Source organism: Photobacterium sanguinicancri (genome assembly GCF_024346675.1).
Classification (GTDB): Bacteria; Pseudomonadota; Gammaproteobacteria; order Enterobacterales; family Vibrionaceae; genus Photobacterium; species Photobacterium sanguinicancri.
Genome location: NZ_AP024850.1, coordinates 35,914 through 58,303, shown reverse-complemented (window position 1 = coordinate 58,303; position 22,390 = coordinate 35,914). Strand labels below are relative to the sequence as shown.

Sequence of the window (22,390 nt, the reverse complement as noted above, 5' to 3'; positions counted from 1 at the left end):
AAACCTCTATCCTTTCATGGCATTAAATCTATTAACAACACTCATTACAGTGTCTTTTTACGAATAAAAACCCAGAGTGGCTCACGAAATTCACTTTGAGATCTTGCTTCCACTTTCATCCTTACGGTATATGCACGCGTTATATAAATAACAACAACAATAACTACAAGTTACATATCGTTTAATTATGCATTTAATAAGGATTAACCATGCAATTTAAGTATTCTGCGTTAGCAGCGTCATTGGTAGCGGCACTTACATTAACGGGTTGTGGCGGAGGCGATAGCGACTCTGGATCTACCCCTGGTGGCAACAATGGCAAACCACCAATTACAGGCCCTGTGGTTGGCGGCGTGGTTATTACCACCATTGATGGTTACCTAAAAAATGCGCTTGTTTGTTCTGATCAAAATGCCAATGGTAAATGTGAAGCAAACGAAGTCATTACCGATATAAATGGCAACCTTGTGCTAACCAATGAAAAAGGTCAGCTTGATATTCAAGTTGAGAAAAGCATAGAAGAGGCCATTAAAAAAGCCCCTATCGTCGTTAAGGTATTAGAACCATTTAAAGACTACAGTGCTGACGGCTTTACCATTGAACCAGGTATTTATACTGTCGATATGGATCAGCCATATCAAGCTATGGGTAAAAACGTGGAATTCCGCGCTCCAGCAGGCAGCGCGATTGCGACACCTCTGACAGACTTGATTGTCGCTGAAATGGAAAATGGCTCGGATCAAGCCACAGCGGAAGCAAGTGTGCAGGCAATGCTTAGCGACCTAAAAGGCGAAGATACTAGCCTAGAGATCGACTTATATGCTGACTACATCAATACCAAAGAAGATACAGGTGCATCTGACGCAGAGAAACAGCTAGCAACCAAGCTGCACAAAACAGCACAGATCCTGACAGAAACTCAGCATCAAGCCGATGACAGCATTGACCTTGATGAAGTAGCAGAACAAGTTGTTACTGAAGCTGTGACTGCGGTAAATGACGCGACGACAGACGAGCTAAACGACCCTGACTTCAAACCTGTCGTGCCCGTTGATAAAAATGAAAGCGGCGAAACCGTGGTTGAAAAACCAGTAGTAAACTATCAAGCAAGTGTTGATGAAACTATCTTAGGCGCTGTTAGCACAGAGTTAACTAATGCCTATATGGTTACAGGAACAAATTTTGCCTTCTTTGGTGACGCACCAGTTACAGGCTTATTCACAGACAAAGACCAAGTAACACCACCAGTCATTAGTATCTCAACAAAGAGCTACAACACACTAATTGCTAAAGGCATTCATGCCGAACTAATTGGTCAAGGTGATAGCAAAACCATTCAGTTAACAGCGATGGAAGGTGGCAAAATAACACCTGCCGGTACCTATTACCTAGAGCTTGAAGCTACGGATCTAGACGAAACAGGTAAAGCTGTCGGCACAGTGACGACTCTACTTAAGTTTGAAATTCACACTTTCAATACTGTACCTGTTGTAAATGATAAGCGCCTAGCCGCGCTGCAGAGTGAATTCACTCAGCTTGCACTGCAAGAAGGTCAGGATGTTGGTTATATTGTCTTAGACATCAGCGATATCTTCACCGATGAAGATGGCGATGCACTTACCTATGCCTTTAGTGATATCGTGACAGGGCTGAAGTATGACGTTCAGTATCCACAAGTCACCATTACTGGCACACCGTTGGTTGCTGGTGACTTCGACATCACCATCAGTGCAACAGATGATGATAATAATGGTGTTGCAGCACCTATTTCACTATCAATTGCTGAGAAACCTGTAACCAACAATCCTCTCAGCGATCTCATTGTAGAGAAAAACCTATACCGCTTTAATGCCGAATGGGTTCAACAAGCAGGGAAAGCAGACACAGCTAAACCCGATTGCTGGGCTATCCGTTTAACCTCGGATCACAAAGTATCATTAGCTGAAGCAGTGAATGGGCAATGTCCTGCTGAAGATAGCTTCCAAAACAACCAAGGCACTTGGACACTCGATGGTGAGAACATTGTTCTGGCTTTAGAAGGTGACAGCCCCGTTACCCTTAATCTAAATAAAGATGTGTCTACCGATGCTGAGATGCCTCGTGTACACCTATCTACGACATCACCAAAAGCAACCATCGCTAAAACAGCAACAGGCACGACTCTCGCAAGTACGACTCAAAATGAGCCTGTAACTTTCTACATTGGCAAACCAAGTGCTGACGCTTACTGGCAACAGCCTATGGCAGAAGTCATGGTTAATGGCGCATTAACCACTGCGGATGCTGATAGTAAGAGTATTGTTGGTCAGAGCCATGAAAGCGACAACCTAGATGTCGACCTATTCATCGAAACCAGTTGTGAGAGCCTAGGTTTTGTCGCTGATGAGGGCCATGACCCTTACAACAACCCAAGCTACCGCTTTGGCCCTAATATGGCTTATGAGTTCCACTTGCTGAATGACAAGTTCACCAATGGCATGTTTAGCCTCACCAACCAAACTCAAGGTAGCGTTGCCTTCGGTTCTGATAAAGGTGCGGCTTGTGGAATTGATTTTGATTACTCTAAAACAGACAATTTCATTCCAGGCGAATCAATTGTTGTACTGGCTGATCCGACAGGAAAAACAGTGAGCGAAGAGTTCATCATCAATACCTTTGTTGACCGTAACAGCTCTATTGAACCGCTAGAATCTTTAATTATTGATGAATCAGGGGTTTATTCAATAGAGGTCAATGGCGATAGTGGCTCAGTTATTCGTATCTACCATGATGGTAAGGCAATTCGCGATCAAGAATGGACCTATACACTCACAACAACCAGTTGGAGCGAAGTCGAACTAGGTAATTCTATTTTTACAGCATACAGCGTAGACGGTAAGCAATTGCTGCAAGTTGCTTCAGAGTTCAATGGTGAAAAAGAGTCGTACACCTTATGGCGTGATTCTGCTGATAAGATTAAAAGCGCTGATGCTGGTGTGAATGTAATTAAAAAGCCAGAAGATGTTTTTGTCGCTCCAACATTCTTTTCATTAGAAGAAGCTCAAGCTGCAGTTCAAGAAGCATTCGCTGGTGAAGTAAACTTCACGAATACTAACTGGAATGAATACAAGAGTAGTGGTGATCTAACAGGAACTATCACCTACAACTTAAATGATGTGACCTACGAATTTGTAGAAGATGGCATCAATAAAAAAGAAGTTTTCCGCTGGAATGAAATGCCTAACGACCTGCCATGCTTAGTCGAAGGTGATCATACTTGTACTATCGCTGAACTAAACAGCGAATATAAGTTCTGTGATACCGATATGCCAACGGACTGGAACAGCTGCCCGAGTAATGACCTACTGTATAACGTTCAATGGCGTTATTCAAAAGACGATGAAGTTCTTCATCGAGAGAAAACGCCTGTAAGTGGTGGCTCAGCCGACTATAGCTACATGGTACAAAACAAATAATGTCGAATTAGGCACAAACAACAAAGGCGACCGCATGGTCGCCTTTTTTCTATCAGTAGCGGTGAATTACATATTCCACAGCACTTGCAGGCCAGTGCTAAAGCTCACTGTTGTTGCTTCTGGCAAGGTTGCCATTTGCTTACCGCCGTTATCATCATAGCGCCAGAAGTTTGGACCTTCTTCAAAGCGCTTCTCATAGCCAGCCATCACAAACCAACCTAGATGTAACCCTTTCATCAAGCGGTAGCTAATACCACCATCAATCGAGGTACGAAAACCAAAGTCATTAAAGGTCATACCGTCAATCGCAGTATTGGTAGTTTGGCTCCACATAGGCACTCCTGCCACTACGCGGAAATAAGAATGCCATGGGCTATCCGCATGCAGCGAACCACTATCGTAAGCGATACCCGCGTCTAAGAAGATATCGGTAGAACTTTCTTCCCATGTACCATGGTAAATGGCGTTTTCACTTTGGTTCTGGTAGCGCTTATACGTTTGGTAAGTCATCGATGGGCCTGCAATGACACGCCACTCTGGTGTTACCTTATAGTGAATAAGTACATTGGTAGAGGCTTTGATATATTCAAATTTATTACGCTGATAAACACCTTGGCTATTTGACCACTCTTCATTCACGCTACTTGGTGAAAACGTTGCTAGCGCATCGATTGAAAAATCAAACATGTCATTCACAACAGTCAAACTACCCGTATTCAGTACAGGGCTTAATGCTGTGGCATCAGACTGAAAAGTTTCACCCTTATCACTGAATTTCTCTTGGTAGGTGACTGACTCAAGCCCCACCGTAAAATAAGAGTAACCATTCTTTTTTTCTACTTTCGTCGTTTCTGCAACATCTGCTGCCATTGCTGATGATGCAGATAGGCATAAAACTGCGACCAGTGACTTTTTCATTATTATTCTCAATTATTATTGCCACTATCAAAGATCGTGAAAAACCAACCAATTACTAGAGGCTATCTTTTACAGTTAAATCAAAAGTCAGCATTATAATAATCAAAGTGTTAATAACTAGTGCAGTTGACTGATTGCAAAGAAAAAAACAACAAAAAGCAATCAACTGCACACTCTTTAACCTCATCCTTATGGGACAAAAAAGGCAGCCACCTGGCTGCCTTCCTTTTAGTCTCTTATTTTATACAGAGTCACGCTTATCCCTTATAAATTTTAGGGTTAAATACATCGCGTAACCAGTCACCCAGCAAGTTAATCACCAGTACTAAAGTAACCAGCACCAAGCCTGGGAAAGCAGTGATCCACCAAGAACCAGAGAAGATGTAGTTAAAACCGATGCTGATCAGTGAACCGAGCGATGGCTGATCAACAGGTAAACCTAAACCAAGGAACGATAACGCCGCTTCCGACATGATGGCATTGGCCACCTGTACCGTTGAGATAACCAAAATTGGCGATAAGCAGTTCGGTAAAATATGGCGGAACATGATGCGTGGCGAACGGAAACCCATTACGCGCGCGGCTTCAACATATTCTTTCTTCTTCTCTGCCAATACCGAGGCACGCACCGTTCGCGCATACTGCGGCCATTCGGCAATACCAATGATCACCACCAGCATCACCACCGCATATTGGCTAAACAGTTCAGAGCCTAATACCGTTCGGAAAATCGCAGAAACAATGATAGCGACCATCATGGTCGAGAACGACAGCTGGACATCGGCAAAGCGCATCAAGAAGCTATCAATGCGGCCACCAAAGTAGCCCGCACTCAAGCCAATCGTGACACCTAAAATCAGTTGCAGGCCGACCGCGAGCAAACCAATGGTCAGTGATAAACGCGAGCCATAAAGAATGGTTGAGAAAATATCACGGCCCTGATCATCGGTACCCAGTAGGAAGCGACTATCACCTTCCTCCATCCACGATGGGGGTAATTCTGAATCCATGATATCGATAGTCGATAGATCATAAGGGTCAGTAGGTGAAATCCACGGGGCCAGAATAGCTGCACTCGCAAAGGTTAAAAACAATGCAAAGCTGAACATCGCGACTTTATCTTTTAGGAAGTAGTACACGATATCGGAATTTTTAAATCGCTCCCAACGGCTAGGAGCTGCAACAGTCGTAGTATTCATGATTTACTCTCCCTTACCTGTCAGGTTCACAGTTGGATTCACCAAGCCATATAGCAGATCGACGATGGTATTAGTGACCACAAAAATCAGACCAACAAAGATGACGTAAGCGGTGATCAACGGCGTATCCACACGGTTAATCGCATCAAGGAAGAGTAACCCAGTACCCGGCCACTGAAACACGGTTTCAGTCAAAATGGTATAGGCGACCATGGTACCAATTTGCACCCCGCCGACAGTCAGTACTGGCAGCATGGTATTTTTTAACGCATGTTGGTAATAGATTTTGTTGCTCGATAACCCTTTAGCTCTAGCAAACTTAATGTATTCAGAGCTCAGCGCTTCCAGCATTTCGGATCGTACTAAGCGAATGAAAAGTGGCAACATGATTGAGGCAAGTGCCACACAAGGTAACACCAAGTGCTTGAGACCATCTATGGTGAAATAGCCTGATTCCCAACCTAGCAAGTTATAGGTTTCGCCCCGCCCATACGAAGGTAACCACCCTAATTCAATCGAGAACACATACATCAGCATGATGGCGGTAAGGAAAACGGGAATAGAGATACCGACACTGCTGAGTGCCATGATGGTTTTAGTAAATACGCTGCTGGGATGAATCGCGGAATAGACCCCGAGCGGGATCGACACCACGATAATGATCATGGCGGCGCCAAAGACCAGCTCTAGCGTTGCGACCAGCTTATCGAGGATCACCTCAGCTGCTGGGCGCTTAAAAAAGTATGATGTGCCTAAATCACCTTGAACGGCGTTAGACAAAAATCGGCTATATTTAGTCACAAACGGGTCGTTAAGACCTAGATCGTCACGTAATTGTTGACGTTCAGCTTCTGATACAGACTGCCCCACCAGCTCGCGCAATGGGTCGCCAAGGTTATCCTGAATGGCAAATGCCACCAGACTGATCACAAACATCACTATCAGTGCCTGAAACAGGCGCTTGACCAGAAACGTAAACATTCCCTGCCCCTTCTCTCATCCTTGAAAAAGTGCCGAAGCGGGTAGCTCCGGCACTGGTACTACACTTTGTTACTTATGCCTTAACCTTGCGTGTTAAAGCATTACTTTTCGTCAACCACTAGGTCGCCGAAGTAAGGGAAGTTCATGGCATTCACGATCGGTTTGATGTGAACGTTAGCACTTGCGCCCCATGCTAGGTTTTGCCAGTGCAGTGGCACAAACGCAGCATCTTCATACAAGGTTGCTTCTACTTTTTGTAGAATCGCATTACGTTTCGCTGGATCGGTTTCAACGTTTGATTCATTCACCAACTTATCAACTTCTGCATTTGAATAGTGGCCACAGTTGTACTGGCCTTTACCCGTTTTCTCATCACGCGTCATGGTGAGGAATTCAGAGAAGTTAGCGGAATCTTCAGTATCTGAGTGCCAACCGATCATCATCATGTCTGCAGCACACACATCAAACTCAGGCCAGTATTGCGCTTTTGGCAGAGTTTTTAGGTCAACCTTGATGCCGATCTTAGACAGCATCGCTGCCGCCGCTTGCGCGACTTTGGCATCGTTCACGTAACGATTGTTTGGTGCCATCATGGTGAGTTTGAAGCCTTTCTCGTAACCCGCTTCTTTCATCAGCGCTTTGGCTTTTTTCAGATCGTAGCGAGGCACAAGATCAGCATCGTAGCCGGAGTAACCTGACGGACCTTGCTGACCTGCTGCAGTCGCGAAGCCTTTCATGATTTTCTTCACGATACCTTCGTTATTGATCGCATGCACAATCGCTTGGCGTACACGCACATCTTTTAAGGCTTCGTTACTGTTTTGGTTCATTTGGAAAGTGATGATACGCGTACCCGGTAGCGTCACCAGATCGATGCCTTTGGCATTTTTCACACGTTGGTGATCATTCGGTGCGACAGGAGCAATCATATCCACACCACCAGACAGTAGCGCAGCGACGCGGGTCGCATCTTCTTTTATCGGCACAAGTGTTAGCTTATCAACGTTACCTTTTGATTCGGTATCCCAGTAGCCATCAAAGCGCTCGAAGTCTACCTTCACGCCTTGCTCACGCGCCGTCACAATAAACGGACCTGTTCCAGATACATTGGTTGATGCAAACGAGTTACCGTGCTTCACCAGTTCAGCTTTATCTTGGCCATCGGCGGTTTTACCCGAGTAGAACTTGCTGTCCATTGGGAAGATGTAAGTGGCGGTTTGCAACACAAGTGGGTAAGAGCCTTTCGAGACTAACTCCACCGTGTAGTCATCCACTTTTTTTAGTTCGGTGTACGGTTCAAAGATCGCTTTAAAGTCTGGCGAATCTTTTAAACGGTTGAACGTCCATACCACGTCATCTGCTGTTAGCGTATTACCAGAATGGAATTTCACCCCTTTACGTAGAGTGAAACGGAAAGTGTTGTCATCAACACGCTCCCAGCTCTCAGCCAAACGCGGCTCAAAGTCAAAATCTTGGGTATAACGAACCAGAGGATCAAACACCATGTGGGACAATTGCAGCGTACCACCTGATAGTTGCTCATGCGGATCAAGCGACACAGGATCGGCATCATAAGCGACTTTGATATCGGCTGCTGCTGCACTAAAACTTAGGCCTGCGGCCATTAAAGCGACTGCCAGCTTGCTCTTAATGGTTTTCATTGCATACTCCTTTATGCAGGGAGCGCACTCCCTTCTACTGTTGTGTTTGCTTATTGTTATTGCTGTTATCGCGCTTCTTGTTGCAACCCTCGCAACCAAGTAGCGCCAATTGTTATGCGAGCTTCAGCCCTTCTTGGCTCATCCCTTTGAATTCAGGCATAAGCGAAATCAAGTGCTGACTGTATTCATGTTGTGGATTGGTAAACAACTGCTCGGTTGGTGAGACTTCCAACAGGGTCCCTTTTTGCATCACCCCAATACGATCACACATCTGACGAATAACGGGTAAGTCATGACTGATAAACAGCATGGTAAGGTTAAGTTCGTCTTGCAGATCTTTAAGTAAGTTAAGAATCTGTGCTTGTACCGACACATCCAATGCAGAAGTGGGTTCATCACAAATCAACAAACGCGGACGGGTTGCTAACGCACGAGCGATCGAAATCCGTTGACGCTGACCGCCAGAGAATTCATGTGGGTATTTCACACTGGCGGCACGACCAAGACCAACATGGTCAAGAAGATCGTGGACAATTTGGCGTGTCTGCGCTTCGCTATCGGTTAGCTTATGGAAACGGATAGGCTCAGCGATAATGTCGAAAATCTTCATTCGCGGATTCATTGAAGAATACGGATTCTGGAATACCATCTGCATCTGACGGCGCAACGGGCGACGCTCTTTTTCACTTTTGAGCGCGGTGAGATCAATACCTTCAAACACAACCGTTCCCGAGTTCGGCGGATACAAACCCGCAATCACGCGAGCAATGGTTGATTTACCTGAACCGGATTCGCCTACCAGCCCAAAGGTTTCACCTTCGGTGATATCAAAGCTGACATTGTTGGAGGCTTGTACATACTCTCGGCGACTTTCAAAGAATGAGTCTTTGGTCGTAAAGCGTAGATTAACGTTTTTAACTTGCAGTAACGCGCCGGTGTAGCTGCGCTGATCTTCACTTTGCCCTAGCCAGTGATTTTTCACATCTAATTGAGTCAGCTCTTGCGCTTCTTCGATATAGTTCACTAGTGGGAAGCGATCTAATTTAACATCAGAGCGCGGTACTGCTGAAATAAGACTCTGGGTATAAGGGTGATTCGGACGACCAAGCACTTGCTCTGTGGTGCCGATTTCAACCAAATCACCGCGATACATCACCGCCACGCGATCCGTCACATTAGACACGACCCCCATATCATGGGTGACCAACATACAGCCGACATTTTTCTTAATACATAAGTCGCGGATCAGGGTAAGAATTTGGTCTTGGATAGAAACATCTAATGCGGTGGTTGGTTCATCAGCAATAATTAAATCAGGCTCACCTGATAAGGCTATCGCGATAACAACACGCTGTCGCATGCCACCTGAAAACTGATGCGGATATTGTTTAATGCGCAATTCAGGTTCTGGTATACCCACTTGATCCATCAAATTAATGGCACGGGTATAAGCCTCTTTTGCGCTCACATTCAAATTCGTTAGAATTGTTTCAGTCAGTTGCTGCTCAACGGTGAACAGAGGATTAAGCGACGTCATTGGATCTTGGAAAATAAATCCAATTTTCGACCCACGTATTTTACGCATTGCCTCTGAGCTTAATCCCGAGATTTGCTCTCCATCCAGAAAGACATCGCCACTGGCAATGTTTCCGGGAGGACTTAGCAGATCAATCACAGCATTTCCGACTGTGGATTTACCTGCACCTGACTCACCAACGACACCCACAATTTCACCACGGTCTATCGAAAACGACAGTGATTTTACTGCGGCATGTATACCATGACGGGATGGGTATTCGATGCGGAGATTTTTTACTTCTAATAACGCCATTACCAGACCTCGACTGCTTGGCAGCTTTCTGCCCTGTCTGAAAAATTGAATCCATTCATTTTCAGTACAAATAGCTGGACATTTGTACGCCCATCAATCTGTCAAAGATTTCACAGAAAAGCAACAAAACAAGCAAAAAAACTGATCGATAGTCATAATATCGAATAAAAAATCAATTCAAACACAAAAGCAAGCACACCAAAACAAACCTCATCAATCAAACATTCCGCTTATAATAAGCTCGTAGCAAGATATAACGCTAATGAATCCATTTTATTTTAAAAACCACCTATGCATAAAACAGATATTTCAACCACACCGCGATTAACAACATCACAACAAATACCACTTACTCTCTTTTATCTGGTGTATTCATGTGCTTTTCTTTAAGTAATCCATATCTATCTCTGCGGTTCATCCTTTTTTGCAGTCAATTACACTTACTAATTTTAGGGCCTTATAGCGGAAGTCGATCTTTTCCGCACCCGCTATGGGTAAAAGAAATAGCGTCGATGACTCCTGAGCATTAAGTAACTCCCATAATATCGGCAACAAAAAGCCTCGTCTTTCGACGAGGCTTTCAAATGATGGTCGATGAAGAGCGGGCGTTGAATATCAGGGAACCCCCGACCCATGCTTATATGGCAATCAAACGCAGATCCGTTACCAAACAAGTTTTTATTTTGCACATACGAAAAAAGCCTCGTCTTTCGACGAGGCTTTCAAATGATGGTCGATGAAGAGCGGGCGTTGAACATCAGGGAACCCCCGACCCATGCTTATCTGGCAATCAAACGCAGATCCGTTACCAAACACATTTTATTTCGCACATACGAAAAAAGCCTCGTCTTTCGACGAGGCTTTTAAATGATGGTCGGTGAAGAGGGATTCGAACCCCCGACCCTCTGGTCCCAAACCAGATGCGCTACCAAGCTGCGCTATTCACCGAACACGTTTTAGGCTCTTACAGTGCCAAGGGAATGTAAAACATTACCTGAATATGGGGTGGCTAACGGGGCTTGAACCCGCGACAACCGGAATCACAATCCGGGACTCTACCAACTGAGCTATAGCCACCATTGTAAGTGGTCGGTGAAGAGGGATTCGAACCCCCGACCCTCTGGTCCCAAACCAGATGCGCTACCAAGCTGCGCTATTCACCGACGAAATCTGTTTTAAGTCTAAAAGACTGTGAAAACTGATGATAACATCAATTTCCTAAATATGGGGTGGCTAACGGGGCTTGAACCCGCGACAACCGGAATCACAATCCGGGACTCTACCAACTGAGCTATAGCCACCACTGTTTGTTACTGTGTATCTTTGCCAAATTTTTCAACCGGATGGTGCGCCCGAAAGGATTCGAACCTTCGACCTTTGGCTCCGGAGGCCAACGCTCTATCCAGCTGAGCTACGGGCGCCTTGCCCTATCGGCGGAGTCGAATATTACGGATATGACCCCTCGGCGTCTAGTCTTTTTTTAAACTTTTTTTCCGTTCGCTCTAAATATAGCCAAAGTGAGGTTGATTCGTATCATACAAACGCGGCTTGCTAGTTTCACACAACAAATTTAGGCGATATAATCACTTGAGTGTTACATTTTAAACATTCTGTACATAATCATCGCCTTGTCTCAACAGTTCGATTATAAAAATTTACGACAAGACGGCTGTGACAATCACAAATAAACTGGAAGTGTAAGGTGAGCTCAATGGAATTATCTCTACGACAACTATTGGTTGCTGCAATTGCAGCAGTTAGCGTTGCCGGTTCAGCGATGGCAGCTGATATGTCGGACGAGGCTATCGCAGAACGCATTAAACCCGTTGGGTCTGTGTATTTAGAAGGCGATGCCCCTGCTGTCGTCGTTGCGGCAGGTCCGCGTGATGGCAATACTGTCTACGGTACCTTTTGTATTGCATGTCACGGCACAGGCGTTATGAGCGCGCCTAAGCTAGGTGATGCGGGCGATTGGAGCCCTCGCCTCGCCAAAGGCATGGACGTGCTAACCGACCACGCGGTTAACGGCTTTAATGCCATGCCAGCGAAAGGTTCTTGCATGGACTGTAGCGACGATGAGATCGTTGCGGCAATCAATCACATGATTGAAGGGCTGTAACGGGCTTATTTCCCTACCATTTAATCTAAAAGCAAAAAGGGTTGATACAAAGTATCAACCCTTTTTATTGTTTGTATCACACCGTTATTTCTTAAACATGGCGCGAATGTTCGCAATATGTGCTTGGCCTTTTTGCATTCGCTCTTGCTGTGTCACTGGCGGCTTATCACTCTCCCACTGTAAATCATCTTGTGGCAGTTCATACAAGAAGCGGCTCGGCTCTGGCTTAATCAACTCACCATACTGACGACGTTCCTTGCACAAAGTAAATGTCAGCTCTTTTTGCGCACGAGTGATACCCACATACGCTAAACGACGTTCTTCTTCGACATTGTCTTCATCAACACTGGTCTGGTGCGGCAAAATGCCTTCTTCAGCCCCCACAAGGTACACATATGGAAACTCCAAACCTTTTGAGGCATGCAACGTCATCAATTGGACTTGATCCGCATCCTCATCATCCTCGCCGCGTTCCATCATGTCGCGTAATGTTAAGCGCTGCACCACTTCTTTCAGGTTTTTTACTTCCTGATCGTAGTTATCACCTTCAAGATCAGCCGTGACCCAACTGTACAAGTCAGAAACGTTCTTCATCCGCATTTCCGCTGCCTTCGGGCTTGGCGACGTTTCGTATAGCCAATCTTCATAGTGAATATCACGTACCAGCTGACGTACCGCAGCAACGGTATCGCCACGTTCTGCGTTATCCGCCAACTCAACCACCCAACGGGTAAAACGCTGTAATGACTCCAGTCCACGCCCTGTTAGGTGCTGCTCTAATCCCATTTCAAAACTGGCAGCAAATAGGCTTTTTCCACGCATGTTGGCGTAAGTACCCAACTTTTCTAGCGTAACAGGGCCGATTTCACGACGTGGGGTATTCACAACACGCAAGAATGCATTATCGTCATCTTGGTTAGTGAGCAGACGTAAGTAGGCCATCATGTCTTTGATTTCAGCGCGTGAAAAGAACGAGGTACCGCCTGATATTTTGTACGGAATTCGGTTTTGCATCAGGGCTTTTTCAAACAAACGTGACTGATGATTACCACGGTACAAAATAGAATAGTCTTTGTATTGGGTATTGTTTAAGAAACGATGAGCAATCAATTCACCGACCACTTTCTCCGCTTCATGCTCTTCATTTTTCGCGGTAATGACTTTTAAAAATTCGCCATCAGGGATTTCGGAAAACAGCGCTTTCTCAAAGATATGCGGATTATTAGCAATCAAGATATTGGCAGTACGTAAAATACGGCTGGTCGAGCGGTAGTTCTGCTCTAGTTTGATCACACGCAGGCTTGGGAAGTCTTTATTCAACAACACCAAATTCTCTGGCTGTGCACCACGCCATGAGTAGATAGATTGGTCATCATCACCAACGACAGTAAAACGCGAACGCTCACCCACCAGCAATTTCACAAAAATATACTGGCTGGTATTGGTATCTTGATATTCATCCACCAATAAATAGCGAATTTTATTCTGCCAGCGATCACGCACTTCTTTATTATCACGCAGTAATAATACTGGCATTAAGATCAGATCATCAAAATCGAGAGCGTTATACGCTTTCATCTGACGCTGATACATCTCATAGCAATGGGCAAACAACTGATCACGTTCTGATTGAGCATGTGCCTGCGCTTCCGCTGGCGACAACATGTCATTTTTCCAGTTAGATATCGTTGATTGCAGCTGCTTGAGCAGATCTTTATCACCGTCGAGCTCTTCGTCTGTCAGCTCTTTTAATAGTGCCATCTGATCTTGGTCATCGAAGAGAGAAAAGCTAGCTTTGATCCCCAACGCCTTGTGCTCACGGCGCACAATATCCAACCCTAATCGGTGAAACGTTGAGACCATCAAACCTTTGGCTTCCTTCTTACCTAAGGTTTGACTCACACGCTCCTTCATCTCACGGGCGGCTTTATTGGTAAATGTCAGTGCAGCTATGTTTCGCGCCTTGTAATCACAATGCTGAACCAAGTAAGCAATTTTATTAGTAATAACCCGTGTTTTACCTGAGCCAGCACCTGCCAGAACCAAACAAGGCCCCGCGATGTACTTAACTGCTTCTGTTTGCCGTGGGTTCAGTTTCATGAGCCTATCCTAAATGGTCTTAGTGTGATCAAGTTCGCACCTGCTGCTGCATTTTAACGGTTGTAGTTTGACTCGCAAGTCAGCATTGCAAAAGCAAAATAGGTCTTATTGGCGAATTAAAATGCTTGCACTCAATCATTCATTACCTACAATAACGGAATGAACATTCATTCATTACCTTTATTTACATATTTAAGAACCTAATTTGCCAATGAGTGATAAAAAAGAGCGCATTTTGCAAGCAACAGAGAAGCTGCTCGCAGAGTATGGTTTCCATGGTCTGTCGATGCAAATGGTTGCTAAAGAAGCAAAAGTGGCCGCAGGGACTATCTATCGTTACTTCGAAGATAAAGATGATTTGTTATACCAATTACATGATCATATTCTAGGCTATGTTGCCGAAAAGTTAACAGCAAACGTAAATGACGATATGCCACTGAAACAGCAGTTTCGTACAATGTGGCTAAATATTTGGGGCATGGCCAGTCATGGTGATGCCCCTTTAATCAATCGTGGACAATTTGAAAATCTACCTCGCCGGAATAGTCCTGAACAACGGCAGTTAGAGAAAAGAATGTTCGCGAAAGTAGACATCATGTTTGAACAAGGAAAAGCCAGTGGGCTGTTTAAAGATTTAGATAATGAAATCTTAAGCACTCTAGGGCTTGAACCAAGCGCCTGCCTAGCGCGCAAACATGTTAAAGGCGTTGCAACCGTCAGCGATGAAGCTTTAGAAGCCACTATCGACGCCTGTTGGGACGCAATAACCAAGCATTAATAAACGAGACTCCGGAGCACACCATAAAATGAAAAAATGGATAGTGATGCTATTAATTGCGGTACTGCTGTTCGGTACAGTAATTGGCTTCAATCTGGTTAAACAACAGAAAATAGCAGAATACATGGCCAACATGCCTGAACCTGATTTTCCAGTAACAGTGGTTGATACAACGCCATCAAACTGGACACCAGCGATCGAAGCCATTGGTTTTATCGAGCCAAATCAAGGCGTGACCATTACATCGGAAGTATCAGGTGTGATTCAAAGCATCGACTTTGATTCTGGCGTCACTGTTAAGAAAGGCCAGCAACTTGTTGTGCTTGATTCTGACGTTGAAAAAGCTAACTTGAAGAGTAAAGAAGCGCGTTTACCAGCCGCTAAAGCTAAGTACATTCGCTACCAAGGCCTATACAAAAAAGGCTCTATCTCTAAAGAAGCTTATGATGATGCCGAAGCGAATTACTTCTCGCTTGGTGCGGATATTGAAAGCCAAAAAGCAACCATCGATCGTCGCCACATCCAGGCCCCATTCGATGGCGTTGTAGGTCTACGTAACGTGTTCCTAGGCCAATACATTCAACCAAGCAACGACATTGTTCGCTTGGAAGATACCACGCTAATGAAACTACGTTTTACTGTGCCACAAACGGATATCTCTGATATTCACCTTGGTCAGAAAATGGAAATCTTCGTGGACTCTTACCCGGAAGCGTCATTTACTGGTCAAATCAGTGCGATTGAACCTGCTGTTAACTTCCAAAGTGGCTTAATCCAAGTTCAAGCTGATATTCCAAACAATGCTGGCCGCCTACGTAGTGGTATGTTTGCACGTGCTCACATCATCCTACCAACACTTGAAAACCAAATGGTGCTGCCACAAACAGCAATCACATACACCCTATACGGTGACAATGTGTACTTGGTGAACAAAGACGAAAACGGTGATCTACGTGTTCGTCAATCTGTTATTAAAGTGGGTGAGCGTAAAGGTGAAGTTGTTCATATCTTGGATGGTGTTAAAGCCGGTGACCAAGTCGTGACTTCTGGCCAAGTACGTCTGAGTAATGACGCAAAAGTACACATCGTAGAAAGTGATGTACTGAACGCGCCAGCAGAAACACCGATGCTGTAATCCGGAGGATTAATGCGTTTTACTGATGTTTTTATTAAGCGTCCTGTTCTAGCAGTATCAATCAGCTTTCTGATTGCGCTGCTCGGCCTGCAAGCTATCTTCAAGATGCAGGTTCGAGAATACCCGAACATGACCAATACCGTGGTAACCGTTTCGACTAGTTACTACGGTGCAAGTGCCGATCTTATCCAAGGTTTCATTACGCAACCTTTGGAACAAGCAGTCGCCCAAGCCGATAATATCGACTTTATGACTTCATCATCCGTACTGGGTAAATCAACCATTACTGTTACCATGAAGTTGAATACAGACCCGAATGCAGCCTTGGCTGATATTCTGGCGAAAACCAACTCTGTACGCTCACAGCTACCAAAAGAGTCTGAAGACCCAACGGTAACTATGTCTACCGGCTCAACGACGGCGGTAATGTACATTGGTTTCACCAGTGACGAGTTAGTATCAAGCCAGATCACCGATTACCTTGAGCGTGTTATCAACCCGCAGCTATTCACGGTTAACGGTGTGTCTAAAGTTGACTTGTATGGTGGTATGAAATACGCACTACGCGTATGGCTAGATCCTGCAAAAATGGCGGCATACAAGCTAACAGCAACTGATGTTATGCAAGTACTTAACGCCAACAACTACCAATCAGCGACGGGTCAAGCAACGGGTGAATTTGTTCTGTACAACGGTACAGCAGATACCCAGGTGAGCAACACCGATGAGCTAGAGAAGCTAGTTGTATCCACTAAGAAAGGTCAGGTGATCCGCCTTGGTGATATTGCGAATGTGAGCCTAGAAAAGAGCCACGATGTGTATCGTGCCTCAGCCAATGGTGAAGAAGCCGTTGTTGCTGCGATTAACGCCGCACCAAGTGCTAACCCGATAAACATCGCTGCCGATGTGCTTGATTTGTTGCCTGAGTTGGAGAAAAACCTGCCAACTAACATCAAGATGAACATCATGTATGACTCCACTATTGCGATTAACGAGTCCATCAACGAGGTTATTAAAACCATCGCTGAAGCGGCATTGATCGTACTTGTGGTTATCACTCTGTTCCTTGGTTCGTTCCGCGCAGTAATCATTCCGATTGTGACTATCCCACTGTCTTTGATTGGTGTGGCTATGGTGATGCAGGTCTTTGGTTTCTCTTGGAACTTGATGACACTGCTGGCAATGGTATTAGCTATCGGCCTAGTAGTTGATGATGCCATCGTGGTACTAGAAAACGTCGATCGCCACATTAAGCTAGGGGAATCGCCATTCCGTGCCGCCATTATTGGTACACGTGAAATCGCGGTGCCTGTTATCGCCATGACCTTAACGCTTGGTGCTGTGTATGCTCCAATCGCGATGATGGGTGGTATTACGGGCTCATTATTTAAAGAGTTCGCATTAACGCTAGCGGGTGCGGTATTTGTATCCGGTATTATTGCACTAACACTATCGCCGATGATGTGTTCAAAAATGCTGAAGGCTAATGAAAAGCCGAGCAAGTTTGAAACAACCGTGCATAGCTTCCTTGATCGCATGACAAATCGTTACGAGAAAATGCTTGGCGGCATCATGAAAATGCGCCCAGTGGTTCTTGTACTTGCTGCGATTGTTTTCACTGCACTTCCTTTACTGTTCAAGTTCATCCCAAGTGAGCTCGCGCCAGCAGAAGATAAAGGTGTATTGATGATGATGGGTACAGCGCCGTCTACGGCTAACCTTGATTACGTCGAAAACACCATGCAGAAAGTAAACAGCATGCTAACCGAGCAAGACGAAGTTGCGTTTGCACAAGTATTCTCGGGTGTACCGAACTCAAACCAAGCTTTCGGTATTGCTTCTATGGTGCCGTGGAGTGAGCGTGACACAAGCCAAGCTGAAGTTGTGAAGCGCGTAACTGACTTAGTGAAAGACATTCCTGAAATGGCTGTAACAGCATTCCAGATGCCTGAACTACCAGGTGCAGGTTCTGGTCTTCCGATCCAATTTGTTATCACAACACCAAATCACTTCGAGAGCTTATTCCAAGTTGCGACCGATATTCTTAGTGATGTGAAAACAAACCCGATGTTCGTGTACTCAGATCTTGATCTGAACTACGACTCGGCAACGATGAAGATCAATATCGATAAAGATAAAGCCGGTGCTTACGGCGTAACCATGCAAGATATTGGTATAACACTGAGTACTATGATGGCCGATGGTTACGTTAACCGCATCGACTTGAATGGCCGCTCGTACGAAGTTATTCCACAAGTTGAGCGTCGTTACCGCTTAAACCCAGAATCAATCAAAGGCTACTATGTTCGTACTGCTGATGGTGAAGCGATTCCTCTGGGTAGCCTAATCACTATTGATGTGGTTGCTGAGCCACGCTCTCTTCCGCACTTCAACCAGCTAAACTCCGCGACGATTGGTGCTGTTCCAGCGCCAGGTACTGCTATGGGTGATGCAATCAATTGGTTCCAGACTGAAGCTGTTGGCAGCTTACCTTCTGGCTATCAATATGACTTTATGGGTGAAGCACGTCAGTTCGTAACCGAAGGTAGTGCACTATTCACAACGTTCTTGCTGGCATTGGCAATTATTTTCTTGGTATTGGCCATTCAGTTCGAATCTGTTCGTGACCCACTGGTTATCATGGTTTCTGTACCATTAGCAATTTGTGGTGCCTTGATTGCACTGGCATGGGGCGCAGCCTCGATGAACATCTACTCGCAGGTTGGCTTGATCACCCTTATCGGTCTGATCACCAAGCACGGTATCTTGATTTGTGAAGTAGCTAAAGAAGAACAGCTACACAACAAGAAAGACCGTATGGCAGCAGTCATGGAAGCGGCGAAAGTACGTCTGCGTCCAATCCTGATGACCACAGCTGCGATGATTGCAGGTTTGATCCCACTGCTTTACGCCACAGGTGCGGGTGCGGCTCAACGTTTCAGTATTGGTATTGTAATCGTATCTGGTCTAGCGATTGGTACTATCTTTACCCTGTTCGTACTGCCAGTAATTTACACCTACTTAGCAAGTATCCATAAGCCGCTACCAATCTTTGTCGAGGACAAAGATCTGGAAAAGCTAAAGCGAGCTGATGAAGCGCGTAATGCACTGAAAGCTCGAGACTGCTAAGCAACAACTCTGAAATTAAGAGGCCGCCGTGTGCGGCCTCTTTTATTTTCGCGATTCGATCACGACAATCGGCCTCGCATTGCATAAAATGACCACAACCAAGATTAGTCGCTACGGAGCCCATACTATGTTCGATCCAAAGAAATTAGAACAAGTCGCTAAACAGATTCACGAATCAATGCCGCAACCTGTGAAAGAACTGGGTAACGACGTTGAGCAGAAAGTTCGTCAGGTTATTCAAGCGCAACTAGGTAAACTAGACGTTGTAAACCGCGAAGAATTTGATGTGCAAACTCAAGTCCTGCTACGCACTCGCCAAAAACTGGCAGAGATGGAGCAAAAGCTTACAGCGTTAGAAGCAAAGCTAACAGATACCACAGCAGAAGAAAAAGACGCTTAATTTACAGCTTATGCTACAAACACAAAAGGCTTGGTCACAGACCAAGCCTTTTTTATTGGATATCACACCCTAAATGTATTTTCAAAGCTGTAGAGTTTATATCGAGGAGAAAACACGGAGTTTGCGATTAGCAAATGAGTATTTTCGACAAAGAGATAAACTCTACAGAGAAGAAGATTTAGCCGCCAACCGCGATACGCTTCATATCTGTCATGTATCCACGTAGCTCTTGACCAATCCACTCAACCGGATGAGTGCGCAGTGCTTCATTCACATCGATCAGAATTTGGTTATCAACATGGTTACCTGTTTCACCTAGACCTTTACCGATCACATCGGTATCAACATCAGGCATAAACTTCTCGCGAAGTAACGGTGTTGCTACGTTTGCAAATAGGTAGTTACCGTATTCAGCGGTATCAGAAATCACCACGTTCATCTCATACAGACGCTTACGTGCAATCGTATTAGCGATCAAAGGTAGCTCGTGCAGTGATTCGTAGTATGCCGACTCTTCGATAATGCCTGAGGCTGTCATAGCTTCAAATGCCAGTTCAACACCTGCACGTACCATCGCAACCATCACGATACCGTTATCAAAATATTCTTGCTCAGAGATTTCGATATCAGAATCTGGGTAGTTTTCAAATGCTGTTTCAGCCGTTTCACCACGCCAACCTAATAGCTCTGCATCATCATTTGCCCAATCAGCCATCATGGTTGATGAAAAGTGACCTGTAATGATGTCATCCATATGCTTGTTGTATAGCGGACGCATTAGCTCTTTAAGCTCTTCAGATAGCTCAAATGCTTTCACTTTCGCTGGGTTTGAAAGGCGATCCATCATGTGAGTGATGCCACCAAACTTCAGGGCTTCAGTAATGGTTTCCCAACCATATTGCAGTAATTTACCTGCATATTCTGGTGCAATACCATCGGCAACCATCTTCTCGTAACACACGATGGAACCAGCTTGAAGCATGCCACACAGAATAGTTTGTTCGCCCATTAAATCAGACTTAACCTCAGCAACAAACGATGATTCTAAGCAACCCGCGCGATGGCCTCCAGTACCTGCAGCCCATGCTTTCGCGATGTCCCACCCTTCGCCTTTTGGATCATTTTCTGGGTGAACAGCAATCAATGTTGGAACGCCAAATCCACGCTTATACTCTTCACGCACTTCTGTACCAGGGCACTTAGGTGCAACCATCACGACGGTTAAATCCTGACGAATTTGCATGCCCTCTTCAACAATATTAAAGCCATGAGAATAACCCAGCGCTGCGCCATCTTTCATTAGCGGCATTACCGTTTCCACAACATTAGTATGCTGTTTATCTGGCGTTAGGTTTACCACTAAATCCGCTTGTGGGATCAAGGTTTCATAGCTACCAACAACAAAGCCGTTCTCTTTGGCATTCTTGTACGACTGGCGTTGTTCATCAATAGCAGCCTGACGCAGTGCGTATGACACATCCAAACCAGAATCACGCATGTTTAAACCTTGGTTTAAGCCTTGCGCACCACAACCGACAATAACGACCTTCTTACCTTTAAGGTAATCGGCTTCAGTCGCAAACTCAGCACGATCCATAAAACGGCAGCGGCCTAGTTGGTCTAGCTGTTGGCGTAGATTTAAGGTGTTGAAATAATTAGCCATAACACAAACTCCGTGAGTACTTATCCTTGGGTCGACATCGTTGTCGAATACTTCGATAGTAGATCAGGTGTTTTGTTGCTTAAAGTGATATATTCACAACAACTTATTGCAAAAAATGCAACATGGATGATGAACATAAAAAATTTGCAGTTTTTCCTGCATCTGTGCGATTCAAAAAGTTTTAGCCAAACCGCACAAGCAATGCATATTAGCCCGTCAGCATTGAGTCGGATTATCCAACGTTTAGAAGATGATATTGGCCAACCGCTATTTCTTCGAGATAACCGTAGTGTTGAACTTACCTCTAACGGTGAAAAATTTGTCCCTGTGGCTGCAGGGATTATCGGTAGTTGGCAGGAATTCAAATTACAGCTCAATAAAGATCAGCAACAACTACAAGGAAAATTAAAGCTGTTCTGCTCAGTCACAGCCAGCTACAGCCATTTACCACAGATATTGCATGACTTTAGGCTGCAGTATCCACAAGTTGAAATTCAACTGACAACCGGTGATCCAGCTCAAGCCATTGAAAAGGTCATTGCGGGAGATGTCGATATAGCAATTGCGGCACAGCCGCTCCAGCTACCTAAAAAGCTCACCTTCATTGAATTAGACAAAGTACCACTCTCGGTTATTTTACCGCTGATCCCACCGCCTGCATTACAAAAATCCCTTAACAATGGGCCAGATTGGCAGGCGCTTCCTTTTATTTTGCCTGAATCAGGTCCTGCACGAGAGCGTGCTGATAAGTGGCTAAAACAAAATAAAATAAAGCCAAACATATATGCACAAATTGCTGGGCACGAAGCAATAGTTAGCATGGTAGCATTAGGGTGTGGCATCGGGATTGCTCCCGATGTTGTTATCGACAATAGCCCTATGGGTGACAAAGTTCAGCGATGCCATAACGAGAACATAGAGCCACTGAACCTTGGGCTTTGTTGTAAGCAAAGTCGTCAGCAAGAACCCTTACTTCATGCTTTATTACAGTTGTTTTGAGTGGCAATGCTCATCAGGCAAC

General features: G+C 45.0%; 14 protein-coding genes and 5 tRNA genes. 7 read left to right on the top strand and 12 right to left on the bottom strand.

What is annotated here, in order from left to right; translation table 11 throughout:
• Positions 1–209: 209 nt before the first annotated feature.
• Positions 210–3,455 carry a hypothetical protein gene (locus OCU87_RS00260; protein ID WP_261857627.1) on the top strand — a complete coding sequence of 1,082 codons (3,246 nt, stop codon included), beginning with the start codon at positions 210–212 and terminating at the stop codon, positions 3,453–3,455.
• Between the two features lie 66 nt (positions 3,456–3,521).
• Here OCU87_RS00260 and OCU87_RS00255 read toward each other — a convergent pair whose 3' ends face one another.
• The 10 genes from OCU87_RS00255 to OCU87_RS00210 all read right to left on the bottom strand — a co-directional run bounded on the left by OCU87_RS00255 (position 3,522) and on the right by OCU87_RS00210 (position 11,466).
• Positions 3,522–4,373, bottom strand: a complete 852-nt coding sequence (locus OCU87_RS00255) for a hypothetical protein (protein ID WP_261857626.1) — start codon at positions 4,371–4,373, stop codon at positions 3,522–3,524.
• A 257-nt stretch (positions 4,374–4,630) separates the two neighbouring features.
• On the bottom strand, positions 4,631–5,572 hold the full coding sequence (locus tag OCU87_RS00250) for an ABC transporter permease (RefSeq protein ID WP_094957381.1): 942 nt from the start codon (positions 5,570–5,572) through the stop codon (positions 4,631–4,633).
• Between the two features lie 3 nt (positions 5,573–5,575).
• Positions 5,576–6,553, bottom strand: coding sequence for an ABC transporter permease (locus OCU87_RS00245; protein WP_261857625.1), 978 nt, complete (start codon positions 6,551–6,553; stop codon positions 5,576–5,578).
• Positions 6,554–6,654: 101 nt separating this feature from the next.
• On the bottom strand, positions 6,655–8,214 hold the full coding sequence (locus OCU87_RS00240; protein ID WP_062688179.1) for an ABC transporter substrate-binding protein: 1,560 nt from the start codon (positions 8,212–8,214) through the stop codon (positions 6,655–6,657).
• A 112-nt stretch (positions 8,215–8,326) separates the two neighbouring features.
• Entirely contained in the window at positions 8,327–10,045 is a 1,719-nt protein-coding gene (locus OCU87_RS00235; RefSeq protein ID WP_261857624.1) for a dipeptide ABC transporter ATP-binding protein, read from the bottom strand.
• Between the two features lie 871 nt (positions 10,046–10,916).
• Positions 10,917–10,993 (bottom strand) — tRNA-Pro (locus OCU87_RS00230).
• 53 nt (positions 10,994–11,046) lie between these two features.
• Positions 11,047–11,122 (bottom strand) — tRNA-His (locus tag OCU87_RS00225).
• A gap of 9 nt (positions 11,123–11,131) precedes the next feature.
• Positions 11,132–11,208: transfer RNA gene (locus OCU87_RS00220), tRNA-Pro, on the bottom strand.
• A 62-nt stretch (positions 11,209–11,270) separates the two neighbouring features.
• Positions 11,271–11,346: transfer RNA gene (locus OCU87_RS00215), tRNA-His, on the bottom strand.
• Between the two features lie 43 nt (positions 11,347–11,389).
• Positions 11,390–11,466 (bottom strand) — tRNA-Arg (locus OCU87_RS00210).
• 290 nt (positions 11,467–11,756) lie between these two features.
• Here OCU87_RS00210 and OCU87_RS00205 point away from each other — a divergent pair.
• Complete coding sequence (locus OCU87_RS00205; protein WP_062688175.1) at positions 11,757–12,164, top strand: c-type cytochrome; 408 nt, start codon at positions 11,757–11,759, stop codon at positions 12,162–12,164.
• Between the two features lie 84 nt (positions 12,165–12,248).
• Here OCU87_RS00205 and rep read toward each other — a convergent pair whose 3' ends face one another.
• Positions 12,249–14,264 (bottom strand): DNA helicase Rep, encoded by a 2,016-nt coding sequence (gene rep / locus OCU87_RS00200; protein WP_094957375.1) that lies wholly within the window; start codon positions 14,262–14,264, stop codon positions 12,249–12,251.
• A 211-nt stretch (positions 14,265–14,475) separates the two neighbouring features.
• Between rep and OCU87_RS00195 the strand changes: the two genes are divergently transcribed.
• From OCU87_RS00195 to ubiK, 4 genes are all read left to right on the top strand, one after another.
• The gene (locus tag OCU87_RS00195; protein ID WP_261857623.1) at positions 14,476–15,042 is read left to right on the top strand and encodes a TetR/AcrR family transcriptional regulator; all 567 of its coding nucleotides are present in this window, start codon (positions 14,476–14,478) and stop codon (positions 15,040–15,042) included.
• Between the two features lie 28 nt (positions 15,043–15,070).
• On the top strand, positions 15,071–16,177 hold the full coding sequence (locus tag OCU87_RS00190) for an efflux RND transporter periplasmic adaptor subunit (RefSeq protein WP_261857622.1): 1,107 nt from the start codon (positions 15,071–15,073) through the stop codon (positions 16,175–16,177).
• Positions 16,178–16,189: 12 nt separating this feature from the next.
• Positions 16,190–19,306 (top strand): multidrug efflux RND transporter permease subunit, encoded by a 3,117-nt coding sequence (locus tag OCU87_RS00185; protein ID WP_062688171.1) that lies wholly within the window; start codon positions 16,190–16,192, stop codon positions 19,304–19,306.
• A gap of 127 nt (positions 19,307–19,433) precedes the next feature.
• Positions 19,434–19,706, top strand: a complete 273-nt coding sequence (gene ubiK, locus OCU87_RS00180) for a ubiquinone biosynthesis accessory factor UbiK (RefSeq protein ID WP_062688170.1) — start codon at positions 19,434–19,436, stop codon at positions 19,704–19,706.
• Between the two features lie 178 nt (positions 19,707–19,884).
• Here the strand turns inward: ubiK and ilvC are convergent, their stop codons facing one another.
• A complete protein-coding gene (ilvC, locus tag OCU87_RS00175) occupies positions 19,885–21,369 on the bottom strand; it encodes a ketol-acid reductoisomerase (RefSeq protein WP_261857621.1) in 1,485 nt (494 codons plus the stop codon).
• Between the two features lie 129 nt (positions 21,370–21,498).
• On the opposite strand from ilvC, the gene ilvY reads away from it, so the two are divergent.
• Positions 21,499–22,368, top strand: a complete 870-nt coding sequence (gene ilvY, locus OCU87_RS00170) for an HTH-type transcriptional activator IlvY (protein WP_062688436.1) — start codon at positions 21,499–21,501, stop codon at positions 22,366–22,368.
• Positions 22,369–22,390: the final 22 nt, after the last annotated feature.

What these genes read in the sequence shown, in the direction of transcription:
- rep (WP_094957375.1), bottom strand. Translation starts at nt 14,264, where the DNA reads ATGAAACTGAACCCACGGCAAACAGAAGCAGTTAAGTACATCGCGGGG.
- OCU87_RS00240 (WP_062688179.1), bottom strand. Translation starts at nt 8,214, where the DNA reads ATGAAAACCATTAAGAGCAAGCTGGCAGTCGCTTTAATGGCCGCAGGC.
- ubiK (WP_062688170.1), top strand. Translation starts at nt 19,434, where the DNA reads ATGTTCGATCCAAAGAAATTAGAACAAGTCGCTAAACAGATTCACGAA.
- OCU87_RS00190 (WP_261857622.1), top strand. Translation starts at nt 15,071, where the DNA reads ATGAAAAAATGGATAGTGATGCTATTAATTGCGGTACTGCTGTTCGGT.
- OCU87_RS00260 (WP_261857627.1), top strand. Translation starts at nt 210, where the DNA reads ATGCAATTTAAGTATTCTGCGTTAGCAGCGTCATTGGTAGCGGCACTT.
- OCU87_RS00250 (WP_094957381.1), bottom strand. Translation starts at nt 5,572, where the DNA reads ATGAATACTACGACTGTTGCAGCTCCTAGCCGTTGGGAGCGATTTAAA.
- OCU87_RS00235 (WP_261857624.1), bottom strand. Translation starts at nt 10,045, where the DNA reads ATGGCGTTATTAGAAGTAAAAAATCTCCGCATCGAATACCCATCCCGT.
- ilvC (WP_261857621.1), bottom strand. Translation starts at nt 21,369, where the DNA reads ATGGCTAATTATTTCAACACCTTAAATCTACGCCAACAGCTAGACCAA.
- ilvY (WP_062688436.1), top strand. Translation starts at nt 21,499, where the DNA reads ATGAACATAAAAAATTTGCAGTTTTTCCTGCATCTGTGCGATTCAAAA.
- OCU87_RS00255 (WP_261857626.1), bottom strand. Translation starts at nt 4,373, where the DNA reads ATGAAAAAGTCACTGGTCGCAGTTTTATGCCTATCTGCATCATCAGCA.
- OCU87_RS00185 (WP_062688171.1), top strand. Translation starts at nt 16,190, where the DNA reads ATGCGTTTTACTGATGTTTTTATTAAGCGTCCTGTTCTAGCAGTATCA.
- OCU87_RS00205 (WP_062688175.1), top strand. Translation starts at nt 11,757, where the DNA reads ATGGAATTATCTCTACGACAACTATTGGTTGCTGCAATTGCAGCAGTT.
- OCU87_RS00195 (WP_261857623.1), top strand. Translation starts at nt 14,476, where the DNA reads ATGAGTGATAAAAAAGAGCGCATTTTGCAAGCAACAGAGAAGCTGCTC.
- OCU87_RS00245 (WP_261857625.1), bottom strand. Translation starts at nt 6,553, where the DNA reads ATGTTTACGTTTCTGGTCAAGCGCCTGTTTCAGGCACTGATAGTGATG.